The organism is Nocardia sp. NPDC003345 (genome assembly GCF_053589395.1).
This window is the reverse complement of sequence record NZ_JBSFRU010000001.1, coordinates 1-14,910: the sequence shown is the minus strand read 5'-3', so window position 1 is coordinate 14,910 and position 14,910 is coordinate 1. Positions and strand designations below refer to the sequence as shown.

Annotated in this window: 16 protein-coding genes and 3 pseudogenes; 5 read left to right on the top strand and 14 right to left on the bottom strand. The window is 65.4% G+C overall.

Going from position 1 to position 14,910, the window contains the following annotated elements; genetic code table 11:
* Positions 1-30 precede the first annotated feature (30 nt).
* The 5 genes and pseudogenes from ACWDU1_RS00095 to ACWDU1_RS00075 all read right to left on the bottom strand — a co-directional run bounded on the left by ACWDU1_RS00095 (position 31) and on the right by ACWDU1_RS00075 (position 5,352).
* Positions 31-675, bottom strand: coding sequence for a DUF4178 domain-containing protein (locus ACWDU1_RS00095; protein WP_449994368.1), 645 nt, complete (start codon positions 673-675; stop codon positions 31-33).
* Between the two features lie 63 nt (positions 676-738).
* Positions 739-2,889 (bottom strand): hypothetical protein, encoded by a 2,151-nt coding sequence (locus ACWDU1_RS00090; protein ID WP_449994366.1) that lies wholly within the window; start codon positions 2,887-2,889, stop codon positions 739-741.
* Positions 2,889-4,136, bottom strand: coding sequence for a hypothetical protein (locus tag ACWDU1_RS00085; RefSeq protein WP_449994493.1), 1,248 nt, complete (start codon positions 4,134-4,136; stop codon positions 2,889-2,891). Before ACWDU1_RS00085 ends, ACWDU1_RS00090 begins: the two co-directional genes overlap by 1 nt.
* A 519-nt stretch (positions 4,137-4,655) precedes the next feature.
* Positions 4,656-4,928 (bottom strand): annotated as a pseudogene (locus ACWDU1_RS00080) (type VII secretion target); the annotation flags it as partial.
* Between the two features lie 34 nt (positions 4,929-4,962).
* Positions 4,963-5,352 (bottom strand): hypothetical protein, encoded by a 390-nt coding sequence (locus tag ACWDU1_RS00075; protein ID WP_449994364.1) that lies wholly within the window; start codon positions 5,350-5,352, stop codon positions 4,963-4,965.
* Between the two features lie 310 nt (positions 5,353-5,662).
* Between ACWDU1_RS00075 and ACWDU1_RS00070 the strand changes: the two genes are divergently transcribed.
* The 4 genes from ACWDU1_RS00070 to ACWDU1_RS00055 all read left to right on the top strand — a co-directional run bounded on the left by ACWDU1_RS00070 (position 5,663) and on the right by ACWDU1_RS00055 (position 9,585).
* Complete coding sequence (locus tag ACWDU1_RS00070) at positions 5,663-6,892, top strand: FAD-binding protein (RefSeq protein WP_449994362.1); 1,230 nt, start codon at positions 5,663-5,665, stop codon at positions 6,890-6,892.
* Positions 6,882-7,943, top strand: coding sequence for a hypothetical protein (locus tag ACWDU1_RS00065; RefSeq protein ID WP_449994360.1), 1,062 nt, complete (start codon positions 6,882-6,884; stop codon positions 7,941-7,943). Before ACWDU1_RS00070 ends, ACWDU1_RS00065 begins: the two co-directional genes overlap by 11 nt.
* Before the next feature lie 183 nt (positions 7,944-8,126).
* Positions 8,127-8,321, top strand: a complete 195-nt coding sequence (locus ACWDU1_RS00060) for a helix-hairpin-helix domain-containing protein (RefSeq protein WP_449994358.1) — start codon at positions 8,127-8,129, stop codon at positions 8,319-8,321.
* Between the two features lie 157 nt (positions 8,322-8,478).
* Positions 8,479-9,585: a CHAP domain-containing protein gene (locus ACWDU1_RS00055; protein WP_449994356.1), complete on the top strand. Its 1,107-nt coding sequence runs from the start codon at positions 8,479-8,481 to the stop codon at positions 9,583-9,585.
* Between the two features lie 4 nt (positions 9,586-9,589).
* Here the strand turns inward: ACWDU1_RS00055 and ACWDU1_RS00050 are convergent, their stop codons facing one another.
* The 4 genes from ACWDU1_RS00050 to ACWDU1_RS00035 all read right to left on the bottom strand — a co-directional run bounded on the left by ACWDU1_RS00050 (position 9,590) and on the right by ACWDU1_RS00035 (position 11,438).
* Positions 9,590-9,889: a hypothetical protein gene (locus tag ACWDU1_RS00050; protein WP_449994354.1), complete on the bottom strand. Its 300-nt coding sequence runs from the start codon at positions 9,887-9,889 to the stop codon at positions 9,590-9,592.
* Entirely contained in the window at positions 9,886-10,314 is a 429-nt protein-coding gene (locus ACWDU1_RS00045; protein WP_449994352.1) for a VOC family protein, read from the bottom strand. The genes ACWDU1_RS00050 and ACWDU1_RS00045 overlap by 4 nt, the downstream gene beginning before the upstream one ends.
* Positions 10,315-10,545: 231 nt before the next feature.
* A complete protein-coding gene (locus ACWDU1_RS00040) occupies positions 10,546-10,764 on the bottom strand; it encodes a DUF4287 domain-containing protein (protein WP_449994350.1) in 219 nt (72 codons plus the stop codon).
* A 128-nt stretch (positions 10,765-10,892) separates the two neighbouring features.
* A complete protein-coding gene (locus tag ACWDU1_RS00035; RefSeq protein ID WP_449994348.1) occupies positions 10,893-11,438 on the bottom strand; it encodes a TetR/AcrR family transcriptional regulator in 546 nt (181 codons plus the stop codon).
* Positions 11,439-11,625: 187 nt separating this feature from the next.
* On the opposite strand from ACWDU1_RS00035, the gene ACWDU1_RS00030 reads away from it, so the two are divergent.
* On the top strand, positions 11,626-12,858 hold the full coding sequence (locus ACWDU1_RS00030; protein WP_449994346.1) for a cytochrome P450: 1,233 nt from the start codon (positions 11,626-11,628) through the stop codon (positions 12,856-12,858).
* A gap of 17 nt (positions 12,859-12,875) precedes the next feature.
* Here the strand turns inward: ACWDU1_RS00030 and ACWDU1_RS00025 are convergent, their stop codons facing one another.
* From ACWDU1_RS00025 to ACWDU1_RS00005, 5 genes and pseudogenes are all read right to left on the bottom strand, one after another.
* Positions 12,876-13,373: an EamA family transporter gene (locus ACWDU1_RS00025; RefSeq protein ID WP_449994344.1), complete on the bottom strand. Its 498-nt coding sequence runs from the start codon at positions 13,371-13,373 to the stop codon at positions 12,876-12,878.
* A 2-nt stretch (positions 13,374-13,375) separates the two neighbouring features.
* Positions 13,376-13,510: pseudogene (locus ACWDU1_RS00020) on the bottom strand (hypothetical protein); the annotation flags it as partial.
* Between the two features lie 23 nt (positions 13,511-13,533).
* A complete protein-coding gene (locus tag ACWDU1_RS00015; protein ID WP_449994342.1) occupies positions 13,534-13,956 on the bottom strand; it encodes a PIN domain-containing protein in 423 nt (140 codons plus the stop codon).
* The gene (locus ACWDU1_RS00010) at positions 13,957-14,277 is read right to left on the bottom strand and encodes a FitA-like ribbon-helix-helix domain-containing protein (protein ID WP_449994340.1); all 321 of its coding nucleotides are present in this window, start codon (positions 14,275-14,277) and stop codon (positions 13,957-13,959) included.
* Positions 14,278-14,563: 286 nt separating this feature from the next.
* Positions 14,564-14,910: pseudogene (locus ACWDU1_RS00005) on the bottom strand (type I glutamate--ammonia ligase); the annotation flags it as partial.

The window sequence follows — 14,910 nt, the reverse complement described above, 5'->3', positions numbered from 1 at the left end:
GGCACGCAGCCCGTCTCGTTACGCAGTTCCTCAGGACGGCGACTGCGGGTAGATCATAATCGCACTCCGGTAGAGCACCTGCCCGATCGCGGCTTCCTTTTTTCCGGATTCCCCGAAATCCTCGAACGACAGCCGCGTTCCGTCCTCGGCGACATAGTCGTGGTAGGCCAACGTGCCCGACGGCGTGAGCCCGGTGGTCGCCTCACTCACGTACTGCGCGTTCCCCGACTCGTCCAGCCGGAACCGTTTACCGTCGTGCTCGATATCCTTGCCGCCCGGCGCCGGGATCCCGGGCGTCTCGGTCCACAGCACGAGTTCGAGATCGGGGTCCTCTTCCACCGACAGCCACTTCCGGCTGCCCTTCGCGGTATCCAGCAGATGCTCGCTCCACCGGTAGCCGCCCTCCTTCAGGCGCAGCGACCCGCGAACGCTGTAGGTCTCGCCGAAGATATCGACGATATCCCCGGCCTTCAGGGCACGCGGATCCCCGCGCAGGGCATCGGAATCCTTATCGGCGAACGGATCCACCGGACCCGCCGGAGCCGCGGGCGTCCTGCGCTTGCGCAGCAGCAGATACACCGCCACACCGGCCACCACGAGCACGATGAGCAGCAGAACGAGCAACAGCGCGTCGATGGCAGCCTCCCTCTGGCGATCTCCAGCGGAGACTAGCATTCGCCGCCGGAGGTTTCAGGTCACCGGTGGGAGCCGGAAACCTCCGCGACGTTTCCGGTGATCTCAGGTCTGCTGCGGCGCCTGCACCGGCGGCGGCGCGGGCGGCGCCGACTGGGTGACCTTCGGGTCGGGCAGTTCGTTGGGGGCTTCCGCTCCGGGGCCGGCCGGGGTACCGGAATCGAGGCCGGTCGGGTGGAAGAAGTTCTGGAACTTTCCGTACTGCTGACTGTCCAGGTTGGTGGTATCCAGCCGGACCAGCTGACCGTTGTCGATGAAATGCGGGCCGTTCCCGTTGTCGATCACGATCGCGCTGTGCTTCTCCCACGCGACCACATCGCCGGTCTGCAGGTTGGCCACATCCCGCACCTCCCAGGGCTTCTCCACACTCTGCGCGGCCGGGGTATCGGCATAGGCGGTGCCCGCGTCGATCGCCGGGTTCGACTCCTGTTTGGTCAACGCGTCGGCCACGGCCTGGGTCACCTTGACAGGTGAACCATCCGGCAGCCGGTGATCCACGGGGGCGCCGGGAGTATTGACGACCGGGGGCGGCGCGTTGTCGGCCTGGGCGGTGACCACTTGCTGCGGCTGCGGCTGCGCACCCTGATCGACGGCTGCCGTCACGCCCGGAGACTGCTGCGAGGGTCCGGGGACCGGCCGATCCTCTTCCCGCGGATCGTCGTCCTCGTCCTTGTCCTTGTCCTTGTCGTCCTTGCCGGCGTCGTCACCGGTGAGCCCCTTCGACAGCGGCCCCATCAGACTCGACATCATCAATGCCTGCCCGATCCCCGCGGTGGGATCGGCCTGCTGCCCGGCCTGCTGAACGGCGGGTTGCTGCTGTTGCTGGGTGCCGCCCTGCTGCTGCTCGCCGGTTGTGCCGGTGACGTAATCCATCAACTTGTCTTGGAAACTCTTGGAATCCTCCCCGGTCCCCGCGCCGGCGCCACCGAGTAAATCATCGACTGCGTTGGAGCCGGTCGGTGTGGTGGTCGAATCGCCCCCGACGATCTTGTCGAATTCACTCTCGACATCGATCGGCTCGGCATCCCCCGGCTTCTCGGTATTCGTGTTGCCGCCGTTGTTGCCGTTGTTGTTACCGCCGAAGTTGGGGTCTCCGTTGTTGTTACCGCCGCCGTTGTTGCCGCCGTTGTTGCCGCCGTTGTTGTTGTTGTTATTGTTGTTGCCGCCCTTGTTCCCCTTGTTGCCACCCTCGCCGGTGCCACCCTTGTCATCGATTTCACCGGATTTCTTCTGGAACTTCTCGGTCGCGTCCGCGTACACCTTCTCCCATCTTTCGACCGCTTCGTCTATGTTCCGCACATAGTAGCGATGCTCCGCTTCGGGCGTCAGAACGAATTTACCGTACGAAGATCCTTCCTTGTCTTTGTCGGCTTCGTTCGTGTTCTTCTTGTAGACCGGAACCTGCACTTCGGAGGTGGGTCGGCCACCGGAGCTTTCCGTCAGCATGTCGCCATCCCGCTTGAGATCCGACGGCTCGTACTGAAGGTGTTCGTTGAGTTCGGTTACAATGGTCTTGAGTTTTTCAAATGTGTCATGGCCCAACACCTTCGTGTCGAAGGTATCCAATTCGACACCCTTGAGGGTGGTACCCGCGATGGTCTGTCTGTTCTGCAATTCGGTCGTCAAGTCGCCGTGGCTACTGACCAGTTCGGACCAACTCTTCGCGGAGATATCCTCTTTACTTTCGAGATATTTATTGAAGTCCGGCGCCGCTTTCGGATTACGAACACCCAGCGTATCGAAACCCCATTGCATCGTGAATTCGGTGTCCTCGATCAGCATTATCAACGACTGAGAGGCGCCTTTCGGCTGATAGAGATCCACCCAATATGCATGCTTCTCTTTACCGTCCGCCTTTTCCCATCCACCCTTGACGAATTCCGGCTTGTCGGCATCGATCTTCTCTTTCTTGTAGGCGTCGGCGTTGCCGCTTGACAGTCCCAGAATAATATTCTTGTATTTCGGATCCTTCAATAAATCATCGTCGGCATCTTCGACCAGGTTGATCCTGGACTCTTCGTCGATTCTGTTCAGGAAGTGTTGGAATTCATCGCCATTCAACTTGGCAATTTCATCCAACACCTTCTTGTCCTCGTCGTCTGCGAAGTTCGTATTTCCATCCCAGAAACCCACATGCTCTTCTTTGTTGTAGGTATCGACGACTTTGTCCACTTTGCCGTAATCTACTGTGCCCATCAGCTTCTCCTCTGCTCACCGAGGAAACCGCCCGGTCCGGTCTCGCCTACTACCACGCGATCTGCCGCTATCGGATAGTGGACATCGGGTTCCTCCGGCCGCGAACGGCCCCTCTCGTATCGAGCCGACCCCGCCGCAACCCCGTCCGCGATCGCCCCGGCCACTGCGTCGGGTATCCGCGCTGCGACACCCCCCGGGGCCGCCGCTTCGGAAATGGCGGCCCGCGCCGCCGCCGGGAACTGCGGATGTTCGACTATCTGGCCATAGGCGTAAAGCGTGTCCCGCAAGGTCTGCCGATCCGGCGGGCCGGCCGCGAGTGACCGCAAGATCTCATCGGCACGGCGCTCGAACACCGCACAGCGCATCGCCTCCGCCCCCACCCCCGGCGCCCGGGCACGACCGACCGGAACATGCACGATATGGGTCCGTGCGGACGACAAGCTCGCGGCGGATCGTTCATCGGCGACCCGCAGCGCATCCCATAGGCTCGTGGGCACGGGACGACCGCCGCGAAACGCCCCGATGATCTCCCGGCGTATGCGGCCGGTCTCGGACGTGCCGATACCGGACAGAGCGGCGGCGGCGCGGACCTGCGCGTCGGCCATCCACGCCAACTCGAGGCAGGCGGCTCGCACCTGGGAATCGGGCACCGTTTCCGCTCGCTCCAGCAAAGCGTGCGAACCGGCGAGAGTCAGCCGGTCGACCAAACCCGCACCGGGCTCCAACAGATCAATAACGGAATCGGTAGCCGATACCCGGCCCTCGAGGAGTACCTCATCGCCGAGCGCCGCGCCCAAATAGTCGGGTATCGGCGCCGAGGACGCCACCGCGCTGATACGAGCCCCCCGACGGCGGGCGATCAGACCGAATTCGACCAGCATCCGTGCCGGATCGGCGGTTCCCTCGACGGCGGAGGTCGCCTTCCCGGCCGCGGAGCCGAGAGCGGCATCCCACTTCCAGGGAAGAGCGACCTCAGCTGGAAAGAAAACCCCCGGCGGCAGCCATCCCCTGCCTTCGGTCGAGGTCACGAAGACCAACGGCCCGAGCGGGGTCCGCAAAACCGCGACGGCCCACTCGAGACCACGCGGCGAGACCGGTGCGGCGGCCAGGGTCGCCGCGAGCAGGTTGCGGGCCAGCTCCATATCGTCGGCTGCCCGCTCCCCCACTACGAGCGAGCGAACCTCCTTGCCGTCACCGCTGGTGCGGGCAACCGCTACAAGCGGGCCGGGAGACAGCGGTACGGGCATGGTCGGTGCCGCTCCGGCGCCGGCAGTATCGGGTGTCGAAGACAAACTGGGGGCCGGTATCCCCGGCGACGGCACAAGCGCCCCGACTACAGACGGAGCAGCCGGAACGGCGGCGACCGGAGGCGGGTTCACAGGAGGGGATCCCGGTAGCTGCGAGCCCGCGGGAGGGACCACTTCGCCGGTGGGCGCCCCGACCGCGCCGATTGCATCCGAAGGCATCCGTGCAACCGGTGCCGCGGGAGACGAACTCGCCGCCTGGGCAGGTGGCGATACCGGCGGGGCGCCGTTGCGCGACTCGGAACGAACAGGCGGTTCGGCGAATGCGGTGGGCCGCATCGTATCGGACACGGCAGGGGGACGATCGGCAGCGAGATGAGCAGCCGGCCGGGGTCCGGGGCCGATACCGACCGGCCCGGTGGGAATCGCCTGCTGCAAGGGCGAGGGCGATCCCGGTCCCGAACCGTTCGGTGGGATGTCACCCATCCGGTCGCCTGCGCCGTCGACCAGGCGGCCGCCACTCCCATCGGCGGCTTCCATCTCGGTCGCCGCCGCGAACAGGAGATCCCTTGTCTGTTCGTGATGGAGAGCGCGCCGCTCGGCCTTCTCATGCCGGTCCTGATAGTAATCGGACACCGCTGCCCGGACAGGATCGGCTATCGTGCCGTACGACGGGGCGAAATCGGCCAGCCAGGTGTGCGGAATCTCGCCCCACTTCCGGATTTTCGCGGCCAGCGCATGGTGCTGCCCGGCCATTCTACGCAGCTCGTCCGGCTCGATATCCAGGTAAGCCATGCTCCGGACAATCCTCCCGCCATCTATCCCCGTATTATTGTTCCGCCTTCCCAAAGTTGGGGATCTGCTGGTCGGTGCCGGTTCCGGACCTCCACTCCCGCATGACTTCGGAAATCGGCCGCGGGTAGTTCCCGCTGTCGTTCATGACGATGCTGTACTGACGACGCGCGTCCGCGCTGCTTTCGCTGATCGCGGCCAAGATCTCCGCGGCCAGTTCCTCACTTCCGAAGCGAGCGCAGGTGCCGGGCGCCAGATAGAGATCGCGTAGGCGGCCCCGCGCGTCCACTTCGGGAATCACCAACCCACTCGGTGACGGGCGGCGGGCAAATATCTCGTCGGCCCGTTCGCGCACCGCGGCGACACGGTGCCGCAATTCCCTCATCATGGCGAGACCGGCACGTACGTCGGGGTGGATCTCCCTCATGGTTCCTCACTCATTCGCCGACCGGGCCGTACGGCATCCCCGTTGCAACAGTTCGGGTCGAGGAGATACTTCCGGCCCTGCCGTCGCTCACTCGAATCTCTCGACTCCGGGCGTCCGGCCTCCGAGCACACAGTTGTCGACCCTACTTGCCGTACGGGCACCCACCGGAATCCGCAATCATTCCCTACAGTGGGAATATTGCCTATACTTCGAGTGAGCCCATCCCCGGCGCCACCACGGATACCGCGAGGCCATCATCGACGAGTTCGCCACCGACTACGGTCGTTCGCGGTTCGCCGTACCGAAGGCAGTGCACAGGATCCCCGCTGCGTTTCCCTCCACCCTGCTCGGCGCCGGGCAACCGTTGACCCTGCGGGGTGCGGGCCACTCGTGCGGCGGTCAGACCATTACCGACGGCGATCTGCTCGTGGCCTACTCGTCCGGCTCGGCAATGCACCGGATCCGCGACCTCGGAGACGGACTGGTCGAAGTACCCGCGGATATGAGCTGGTACGACCTCGAGCGAACTCTGAATCGGCATGGCCTGTCCGTTCCGGTACTGCCGGACTATCTACGGATGTCGGTCGGCGGAACTCTCTCCGTCGGCGCGGTAGGGATCGACTCGATCCGCCGTGGTATGCAGCCGGATCACGTGGAGCGGATTCAGCTGACCGACGGCACCGGGAGGAGCCGGTGGTGCTCACGGACTGAGCATCCGGAACTCTTCCGGTTCGCACTCGGTGGTCTCGGCACCGTCGGGCTGATCGAGCGTGCCGTTCTGCGCTGTGCGCCGTATCTTCGATTCACGCACCTGCACCGGACATTCCACGCCACCGCACGCGAACTCGCCGAATTCACCGAATCGGTCGCGCAGCGCGAGGATGTGGACACCTACAGCGCTTTCTGGCGTGACGGCGTGTTCAGTTCTGTGACCGGTTGGCGTGCGAACGACAGAACAGGGTGCCACGATCGCCCGGACTGTATCGTCGCGCGAAACCGGCCCGCTGCTGGGCACGCCGACGCCCGGCCTCACCCGGCGTCGACCGACGAGGTACGGCTATGGACCGATTTCGTAGTGCCATCGACACAATTCGTGGCCATGCTCACCGCAGTCGAGAAAACGCGCCAGCACACCCCACTGGGTTCCTTCCTCACCATGCTGTACATCCTGGTCATCCGGCGTCCCGCTGCCGCGACTCCCTTCGCATTCGCGGCCGCCGGACAGGCGCCGTTGTCGATCGGCCTCGGTGTCTATACATCGGTGCCCCGGGACTCGCGGGCGATCGCATCCGTGCGTGCGGTGTTCCGCCGACTTCTGGAACGCTGCCATGATCTCGGTGGCCGCCCATACCTGTACGGCGCGAACGAACTCGATGACCCACTCGCCCGCCGGCTCTATGGCGCCGATCTGGACAAATTGGCCCGGCTACGCGCCTCCCACCGCCTGGAGCATGTCAACGCACACCTTCCGATCGTGACTGCGGGGACTCCGGCCCAGCGCTCGGGCGGCAGGGATGACGGGAGTGACCGTGACAGTTGAAGACGCCGGAGACTTCCTCGCCCATCTCGCCGATCGAATCGCTCCGGGATCCGATACGGCGGCGATTCGCACCGTGGTGGAACTGGCATGTGGCGGCCGACTCGAATCCACAGCGCCGGATGGAGACCGTGCCAGCAATCTGACGATCTCCGGCACCCCCTTCGAGGTGAGCGTGGCCGGTGGTGGCGGGACATTTGTTCCTGCCGTCCGGTACACGGCCGAGGCCGCGAGCCAGGATATGCGGTTCGATTCCCGGCTGGCTGCTCAACTGTCCGCGATCGGCGAACTGGTGACCCGCCTGCCCGGTAGCGACGACCGGACCGCCGAGTTGCTGCGGTCCTTTGTCGAAACCCTGTATCCCACTCCCGCCGATATCCCGGATCGATTCAGATTCGCGACCTGGACGGGAATCGTCCACCACATAGACATCCCCTCTCAACTGGCGCGGCTCAAGGTATACGGAAGTCCCGCGATCGTGAAGGGTGGGATGCAGCGCCTGTGTGGCGAATGGCCACAGTTCGCCGATCTGGCCTCGGTGCCGGAATCCGAGGACCTGATCCGGCCCGCTGGTGCGGCCATCGAAATCGACGCCCGCGGCGAAGTGAACCACAAGATCTACTACGGGGCCCGTAACAACGACATCGCCGTTCCGATGAAACTCGTCCGGCATTTCGGAGATCCGGCATGGCAGGTGTTGAACGAACTCGTCGAATGCGGCATCGATGCCGCGCGGCTCCACCGGTACAGCTTCTTCGCCTGTTGCACCAGGGGAGGATTCGCATTGCATCTCGGCGCAAAGCAAGGTGACGATCTCACCGGCACCGTGCGAGCACTGGCTGCCCGGCACTACGGATCGACCGAGCCGGTCGACGCATTGACCGACGCCGCGCGATCCAGTGGAGCAGACTGGAGGTACTCGGCCATCGGGTTGGGTTTGTCCACCGACCGCGGCCCGGGAAAACTCAACGTATACGGCACCCCCACATGGGGCACCGTCGCGCCGATCCGACGTCGCCGTAGACAGAGGATTTCTCGCCCGACTCCACTGTGATCTCACGACTTCGACGATCCTGCGCACGCAGACCGCTGATCGGGCCGAAGGGTTCCGCGGCTGCGTGGTGGCGGCTGTTCGAATCGATACCGTCGGAGTTGTGACCCGTCCGGGTGAAAGGCAGCCACCCCATATCGCCGATGAATCGTTCCGGCTCGGGGGCGTTCGGGTAGGTTTCGGCTTATGACGTCTGGGGATCGCGGCCCGCTGTTCGACGGTGTGAAAATCGGCCGGCCGGCGACCGGGGCGCTGATCGACGCCGGCTACCTGTCGATCAGCGACCTGCCGGAGCGGCTCGAAGATCTTCTCGCCCTGCACGGCGTGGGACCGCGCGCGATCCGGCTGCTCGGCGACGCGCGCCGCGGCGATACGAACTGATCGGCTGGTATCACCACTCCGGCGGTCGGCGATTTCCCAACCGGGAGAATGTCCGATAATGGCGATATGTCGCGTCGAAGCCCCGGCGCCGCCGGCGGATTCGTTGTAGGCGAGGCCGTCCCGGTAGCCGGCCGGGCCGTCGGAGTGAAGGAGCCGGATGAGTCCGACCAAGGCCGAACCGATCGACACCACGCTCTCACACCCGGACGGGTCCAGCCCGGGCCTCGACGCGATCATCGACGCCTCGCAGGAATCGCTACGGAAATCCGTGTTGACGCTGGCCACCGGCGATACCGGCAATCAGCAGGACCTCGTCGACTGGCTGGAAGACAAAGGTCTGCTCAGTGACAAGGGTCTGAAGGAACGGCCGGGCGAATCGATGATGGCCGAGGGCTATTCGACTCACCACAAAGAGATCACGGACCGGGCCGCCGAGCTCAGGCGGCAGAACGACAGCGTGGACAGCTCACGGTTTCTCACACTCTCCACTACGAACAAAACCTTCAAGGAAATCCGGACGACCGTGAGCGAGTTGCAGTCGACGCTCGCGAACGCCCCGGCGCCCCGGAAAGGCGAGGACGGGATCTACCGGTTGTCGGCCGCCACCGAAATCGGGCTGATCGCCGCGCTGCTCACCGCAGTGGACCGGGTGGACAGCTCGGTCGCCGACGCCCAGGGCGATATCGACACCCATGCCCGCACCATCGCGGCGTCGGTTCCCTCGGTACCGAGCGGCGGCGGTATCACCACGGCGTACACCGCGACCGCCGGACCCAGCGGCTTCAGCAACGCGAGCTACGTGGTCACCGATCCGGACGACCCAGTGGGCAGCGCACTCGACCTCGCCCGAAGCCAGCTCGGCGTCAGCGAGTTCGCGAACAACCGGGTCGACGCGCCCTACAACATCAACGATGCCTGGTGCGCATCGTTCACCAGCTGGTTGTGGGAAAAGGCCGGGTACGACGTCGATTGGACGAACAAGAACTACGTGCCGGCCATCTGGAACGACGCCAATTCGCCACAGATGGATCTTGCGGCGCGGGCCTCCGAAGCGCAGCCCGGGGATCTGATCGTTTTCGACTGGAAGGGCGACGGCACTCCGGACCATATCGGCATCGTGGAATCCGTACAGGGCGGCCGGATCCACACCATCGAAGGCAATTCCAGCGACCGGGTGCAACGCAACGACTACGCCATGGGGTCCGGGCAGATCGTCGGTGTCGTCAAACAGCCGCCGACCAAGAGCACTGCGATATCGGTGTAGCCGATCAGTTGTGGAACCGCAGGTCCGGCCATGGTGGGCGGCGCAGGACCGCGAGGCTGCCGATCACGGCGGCCAGCAGTCCGATCAACTCCCCCATGAGCGCCAGCCGGTTGACATCGACAGCGGGAACCCAGGTAGCCGCGCCGTCGCGGACGACGAAGACGCCCGCGGGCCGCATAGTGGCACTCAGGATGCTGCGGCGGGAAACCGTGATGACGATCGTGCCGTCGGCCGTTTCGAACGGTTCACCGTAGACCGCCGTGGTGTCGGCGGCCGGAAGGCCCAGTCTTTCGCGAATGGTCACAGCACAACCGTTCCGTCCGATTCGATATGCCAGGCCGGGTTGTGCGCGATTTCCCAGACGACCCCGTTCGGGTCGGCCACATGACCGTTGAAGATCCCGCCGAAATCGCTCTCCCGCGGTGTTTTCAGGATCGTACCGCCGGCGGCGGTCATGGCCCGCACGGTGCTGAGGACCTCGTCGCGGTCACCGACGTTATGCGAGAGGGTCAGGCCGGATACCGTCGCACGATCGGCGCCGTCGGCGATATCGGCATTGAATTTCTCCGCGAGAAAGAAGCCCAGAACCAGTCCGGGCGCGATTTGGAAGAAGATGATCTCCCCCGGTACGTCCATCAGCGGTTGCCAGCCGAGTCCGTCGACATAGAACCGGCGGGCCGCGTCGAGGTCGGCCGTCGCGAGTGTCAGGAAATGCGCCCGCTGCTCCACAGAGCCTCCTCGTCGTCCGGCCGGCGGCAACCCGGGTCAGCCTACCGCCGCTCCCCGGTGAACGTATCGAATCGGCGCCCGCCCGCGGGTTCCCGCGAGTCGGCGATCTCGGCACCGGGCCGGCCCGGCCGTGTCGAGCCGAGCGGGGTCGGCCGCGGCCAGTGCCGCATGGAGAGGCGCACCCCGCGGAGCCTCTCCCGTCCGGCTCGTCCACCACGCCGGGTGGACCGCTCAGGCGGCCGCCCATTTCTCGGGGTGCAGGTAGTGCTGCACGAGGGCGTTGGCGTGCCCATGGCCGAAACCGTGTTCGGTCTTCAGCAGCTCGACCAGCTCCTTGTGCGACGCCGGCCCGGAATCGCGGAGTACCGCTTTCCATTCGTCGATGCCGCGCCCGTATTTCGCTTCGATGGAGGGAAAGTAGGACGCGGGGCCCTTGGGGGCGTTCGGCATGGTCGATCTCCTCGCTCGTTGTGAACCTGATCAGAAGACGAGCCACCGATCGCAGATTCATCGCCGACCATCGGACTGTGTCCCGTATCACTCTCCAGCTGATCGCGGGGAGGGCAGAAAGGGCTGGTTCACGGGCCGAACGCGGGCGCGACATAGTCGCGGATCATCTGCTCTTCGACGCCGGGATCCGGTATGGGCCAGTGCGCGAAGGACATGACCACACGCACGATCCACTGGGCCGCGTGCGGATCGTCACCGGCGATCCCGGTGAGATCCGCGGCGATCCGGCCGAGCAGCGGTGAGGTGTGCATCCGGCCCAGCTCCAGCGTCTGCGAACCGAGCAGCATGGGTCGCAGCGGATTGGACCTGATCTGATCGAGCGCCACCGTGATGGCGGTGGTCACCCGTTCGGCGCCGTCGAGGCCGTCGACAGCGCGCCGGACCGTCTCGACGATCCCGGAAGCCAGGCGCATCAGTACCGCGTCGCGGATCCGGTCCTTGCCGCCGGCGTATCGGTAGATGGTGGCGCGCGAGCAGTGCACCCGCGCGGCGAGGGTGTCGATATCGAGAGCGTCCAGGCCGTGCGCGACGACGAGGTCGGTGGCGGCCGCGTAGATGCGCTCGGCCGCGGCCGCCTGCCGGCTCTTCCCCGCCACCCAGTCGTCGCGGACCATCCGTGACCACCTCCTCGAGTCGTATCCATCCGAATTATCAATTCTGAGACGTCCAACGAGAGTTGTTTCAGCCTTTTCGCAGGTGCGGCCGGGGCGGTGAGACGATCCGAGTCGGGTGGTCGAACGCGGTATCTCAGCTTTTCCGCAGGTCGTTGACGTGGTCGCGGCGTCCGCGCACCGTTGGGTCATGACTGCGCTCGAGGGCGGCCTCGGCCTCGCATTGTTCGAGGACCGCAATATCCAGGATCCGTACCCGTTGTACGAGCGGATGCATCGAACCGGACCGGTACACCGGATCGGTGATTCCGGGTTCTACGCGGTGAGCGGCTGGGACGCGGTGCACGAAGCGCTCACCCGCTGCGACGATTTCTCCTCCAACCTGACGGCCACCATGATGTACCGGCCCGCCGGTGGCGTCACCGCGTTTCCGATGGGTGAGGTCGGAGGCGCCACACAGGCCTTGGCGACGGCCGACGACCCGGACCACACGGTGCATCGCAAGCTCTTGCTACCGCATCTGGCGGCGAAACACATCCGCGCCGCCGAACCCTTCATCGCGCGGACCGCCGAGCGGCTGTGGAACCCGGACACCGGCGACGGCGATATCGAATGGATGGCCACGATGGCCGACAGACTGCCCATGATGATCGTGGCGCGGATCATCGGCGTTCCCGATACCGACGTCGACCGGCTGATCCGATGGGGGTACTCCGCTACCCAGGTGGTCGAGGGACTGGTCACGGAAGCGACGCTGGAAGCCGCGGGCGTCGCTGTGCTGAAACTGGCCGGTTACATCGACGCACAGTTCCGGCAGGCCGCCGCCGGCCCACGCCGGGATCTCCTGGGTGATCTGGCCACGGCATGCGCCACCGGACAGCTCGACGAAACCACCGCGCTGACCATGATGATCACCCTGTTCAGCGCCGGTGGAGAATCCACGGCCTCGCTGATCGGGTCCGCGGCATGGATTCTCGCGACCCGTCCCGATATCCAGCGGCGGATCCGGGAACAACCCGATCTTCTGGGCGTCTTCCTCGAGGAAGTCCTGCGCTACGAGCCGCCCTTCCGGGGCCATTACCGGCACGTTGTCCGCGATACGGAACTGGGTGGGACGCGCCTGCGGGCCGGAACGCGCCTGTTCCTGCTGTGGGGTGCGGCCAACCGGGATCCGTCGCATTTCGACGATCCCGGCGAATTCCGGCTCGACCGGCCCGCCCCGAAGAATCACCTCGGTTTCGGCAAAGGGGCACATTTCTGTGTCGGCGCCGCACTCGCCCGGCTCGAAGCACGCATCGTGCTCGGCCACCTTCTCGAGCACACCACCACGGTGCGGGCCGCGGGTACCGGGCGGTGGTTACCGAGCCTGCTGGTCAGACGCCTGGAACACCTACACCTGAGGATCGGCCGATCGACCGCATGAGGGTCGTCGCCGGAGGACTAAGGCATGCCACGCTGCACCAGGACCGCGCACAGCAGCAGTAGCGCCACCCCGGCCAGCTGCGCGGGACGAAGCGCCTGGCCGAGCAGCATCCAGGCCAGCGCGGCGGCGACGATAGGTTCCAGCAGCCCCAGCGCACCGGCGAGCGGCGCCGGCAACTCGCGCAGCGCCCACAGCCCGGCCAGGTACGGCAACGCGGTACCCACCACGGCCAGCACCAGCAGGACCAGCCATACGGGGACCTGCAGACCGCCCAGCGTCGCGACGGCCGGGAACAGGTCGAAGGGCAGTGTCCACGGCGCGGCGACCACCGCCATCACCATCGCCCCGAGCAGCAATCCGGCCGCCGTCATCCCGAACGGGTCGTGCCTACGCGCGCCGTGCTCGCCGAGCAGGAAGAACCCGGCCGAACACACCGCCGCACCCAACCCGGCCGCTATACCCACCGGGTCCGGCCGGGCACCCTGCCAGCCTTGCGCGATCAGCCCCAGCCCCACCGGCGCACCGCGACCACGAGCGCCAGCAGCACCGCGGCGAAGGCCAGGTACGGGTTGCCCGAGGAGTCCGGCGCGCGGAACTCGATGCGCTTGGCCTTCGGGTTGTTGCCGGTGACCGGGATGCGGACCGCGGCGGACGCTGGAGGGACGGTTCAGCGCTTCAATGATCAGTTCCTGTCGCCGGATTGAATATCGCCGCGCCGCGCCCGCCGAAATCCTTCACGTTCTGGGTAACCACCGTCGCGTCATGGGCCAACGCGATAGCCAAGATCTGGGCGTCGAAGATCTCCGCGGCGGTCGGCTTCGGCCGCTTCACCATCAACCCGGCATACAGGTATGCGGCAGCATGGGCGAACGGCAAGACACGCCCGGCTGTCTCGAGCGGTTCGAACACGGTCAGGGCGGCAGCTTCGAGCATCGACCGCTTACGGCCCTCGGCCAGCAGGGCGATGCCGTTCGCTACTTCCAACACAGTGATAGACGTTGTATATAAACCAGTTTGGGTGGCCAGCCACCCGGCGACGATGGGGTGCTTCTCCGGGGCCATCGCAGCGGAGATCACATTGGTATCCAAGATCAGCATTCAGCGACCCTCGGACGCTTCGAGAAATGACGTATCGAACTCCGGGGTCTCACCGTCGAGGGCTTCGCGCAGAACTGCGAGACGTGCCAGCAGGGCCGCCCCGGACAGTGGGTTCGGTGCGCCGGGGGCATCGTCTTCGTTCACAGCACGAGCCAGGATGTCACGAACCTCGGCTTCCATCGAACGTCCGTGGCGGGTGGCGCGCCGCTGGATGGTGGCCTTGACCGCGGGGTCGAGGTTGCGGACGTTCAGGTTCGAGGCGGCGGCCGTAACCTTTTTGGCGACGGACTTGCGGGTTTTGGCCTTGGCTTTCGTCGTCATGTTATCGATGCTATCAAAGTGCACTCATAGTGCACTCATGTGGTTTCGGGCACCGTGGCGTGTTCGGCACCGACGAAACAGTCGGAGACTCCGCTCGCGGATCCGCCTGGCCGAAGGCGATCTCCTCGGCAATGAACTCGCCACGGCAATCTCTTGCCCGACATAGACGAGTCCACCCGCTCGGTGACCGCATCTGATATCACCGAGCGGGTGGACTCGAAAACCTTCTACTGCGCACCCACTGCGTACCGAACGCCGGCAACGGAGTTGGTAATGCAGGTAGGGATTACACGTCGAAGTAGAGCTCGAACTCGTAGGGGTGCGGGCGCAGGTTCACCGGGGCGATTTCCTGGTCGCGCTTGATGCCGATCCAGGTCTCGATGAGGTCCTCGGTGAAGACGTTGCCCTCGGTGAGGTACTCGTGGTCGGCCTCGAGGCGGTCGATCACCGACGCCAGGCTGGTGGGGGCCTGCGGGATGTTCTTGGCCTCCTCCGGCGGGAGCTCGTAGAGGTCCTTGTCGACCGGGGCCAGCGGCTCGATCTTCTTCTTGATGCCGTCCAGGCCGGCCATCAGCATGGCGGCGAAGGCCAGGTACGGGTTGCCCGAGGAGTCCGGCGCGCGGAACTCGATGC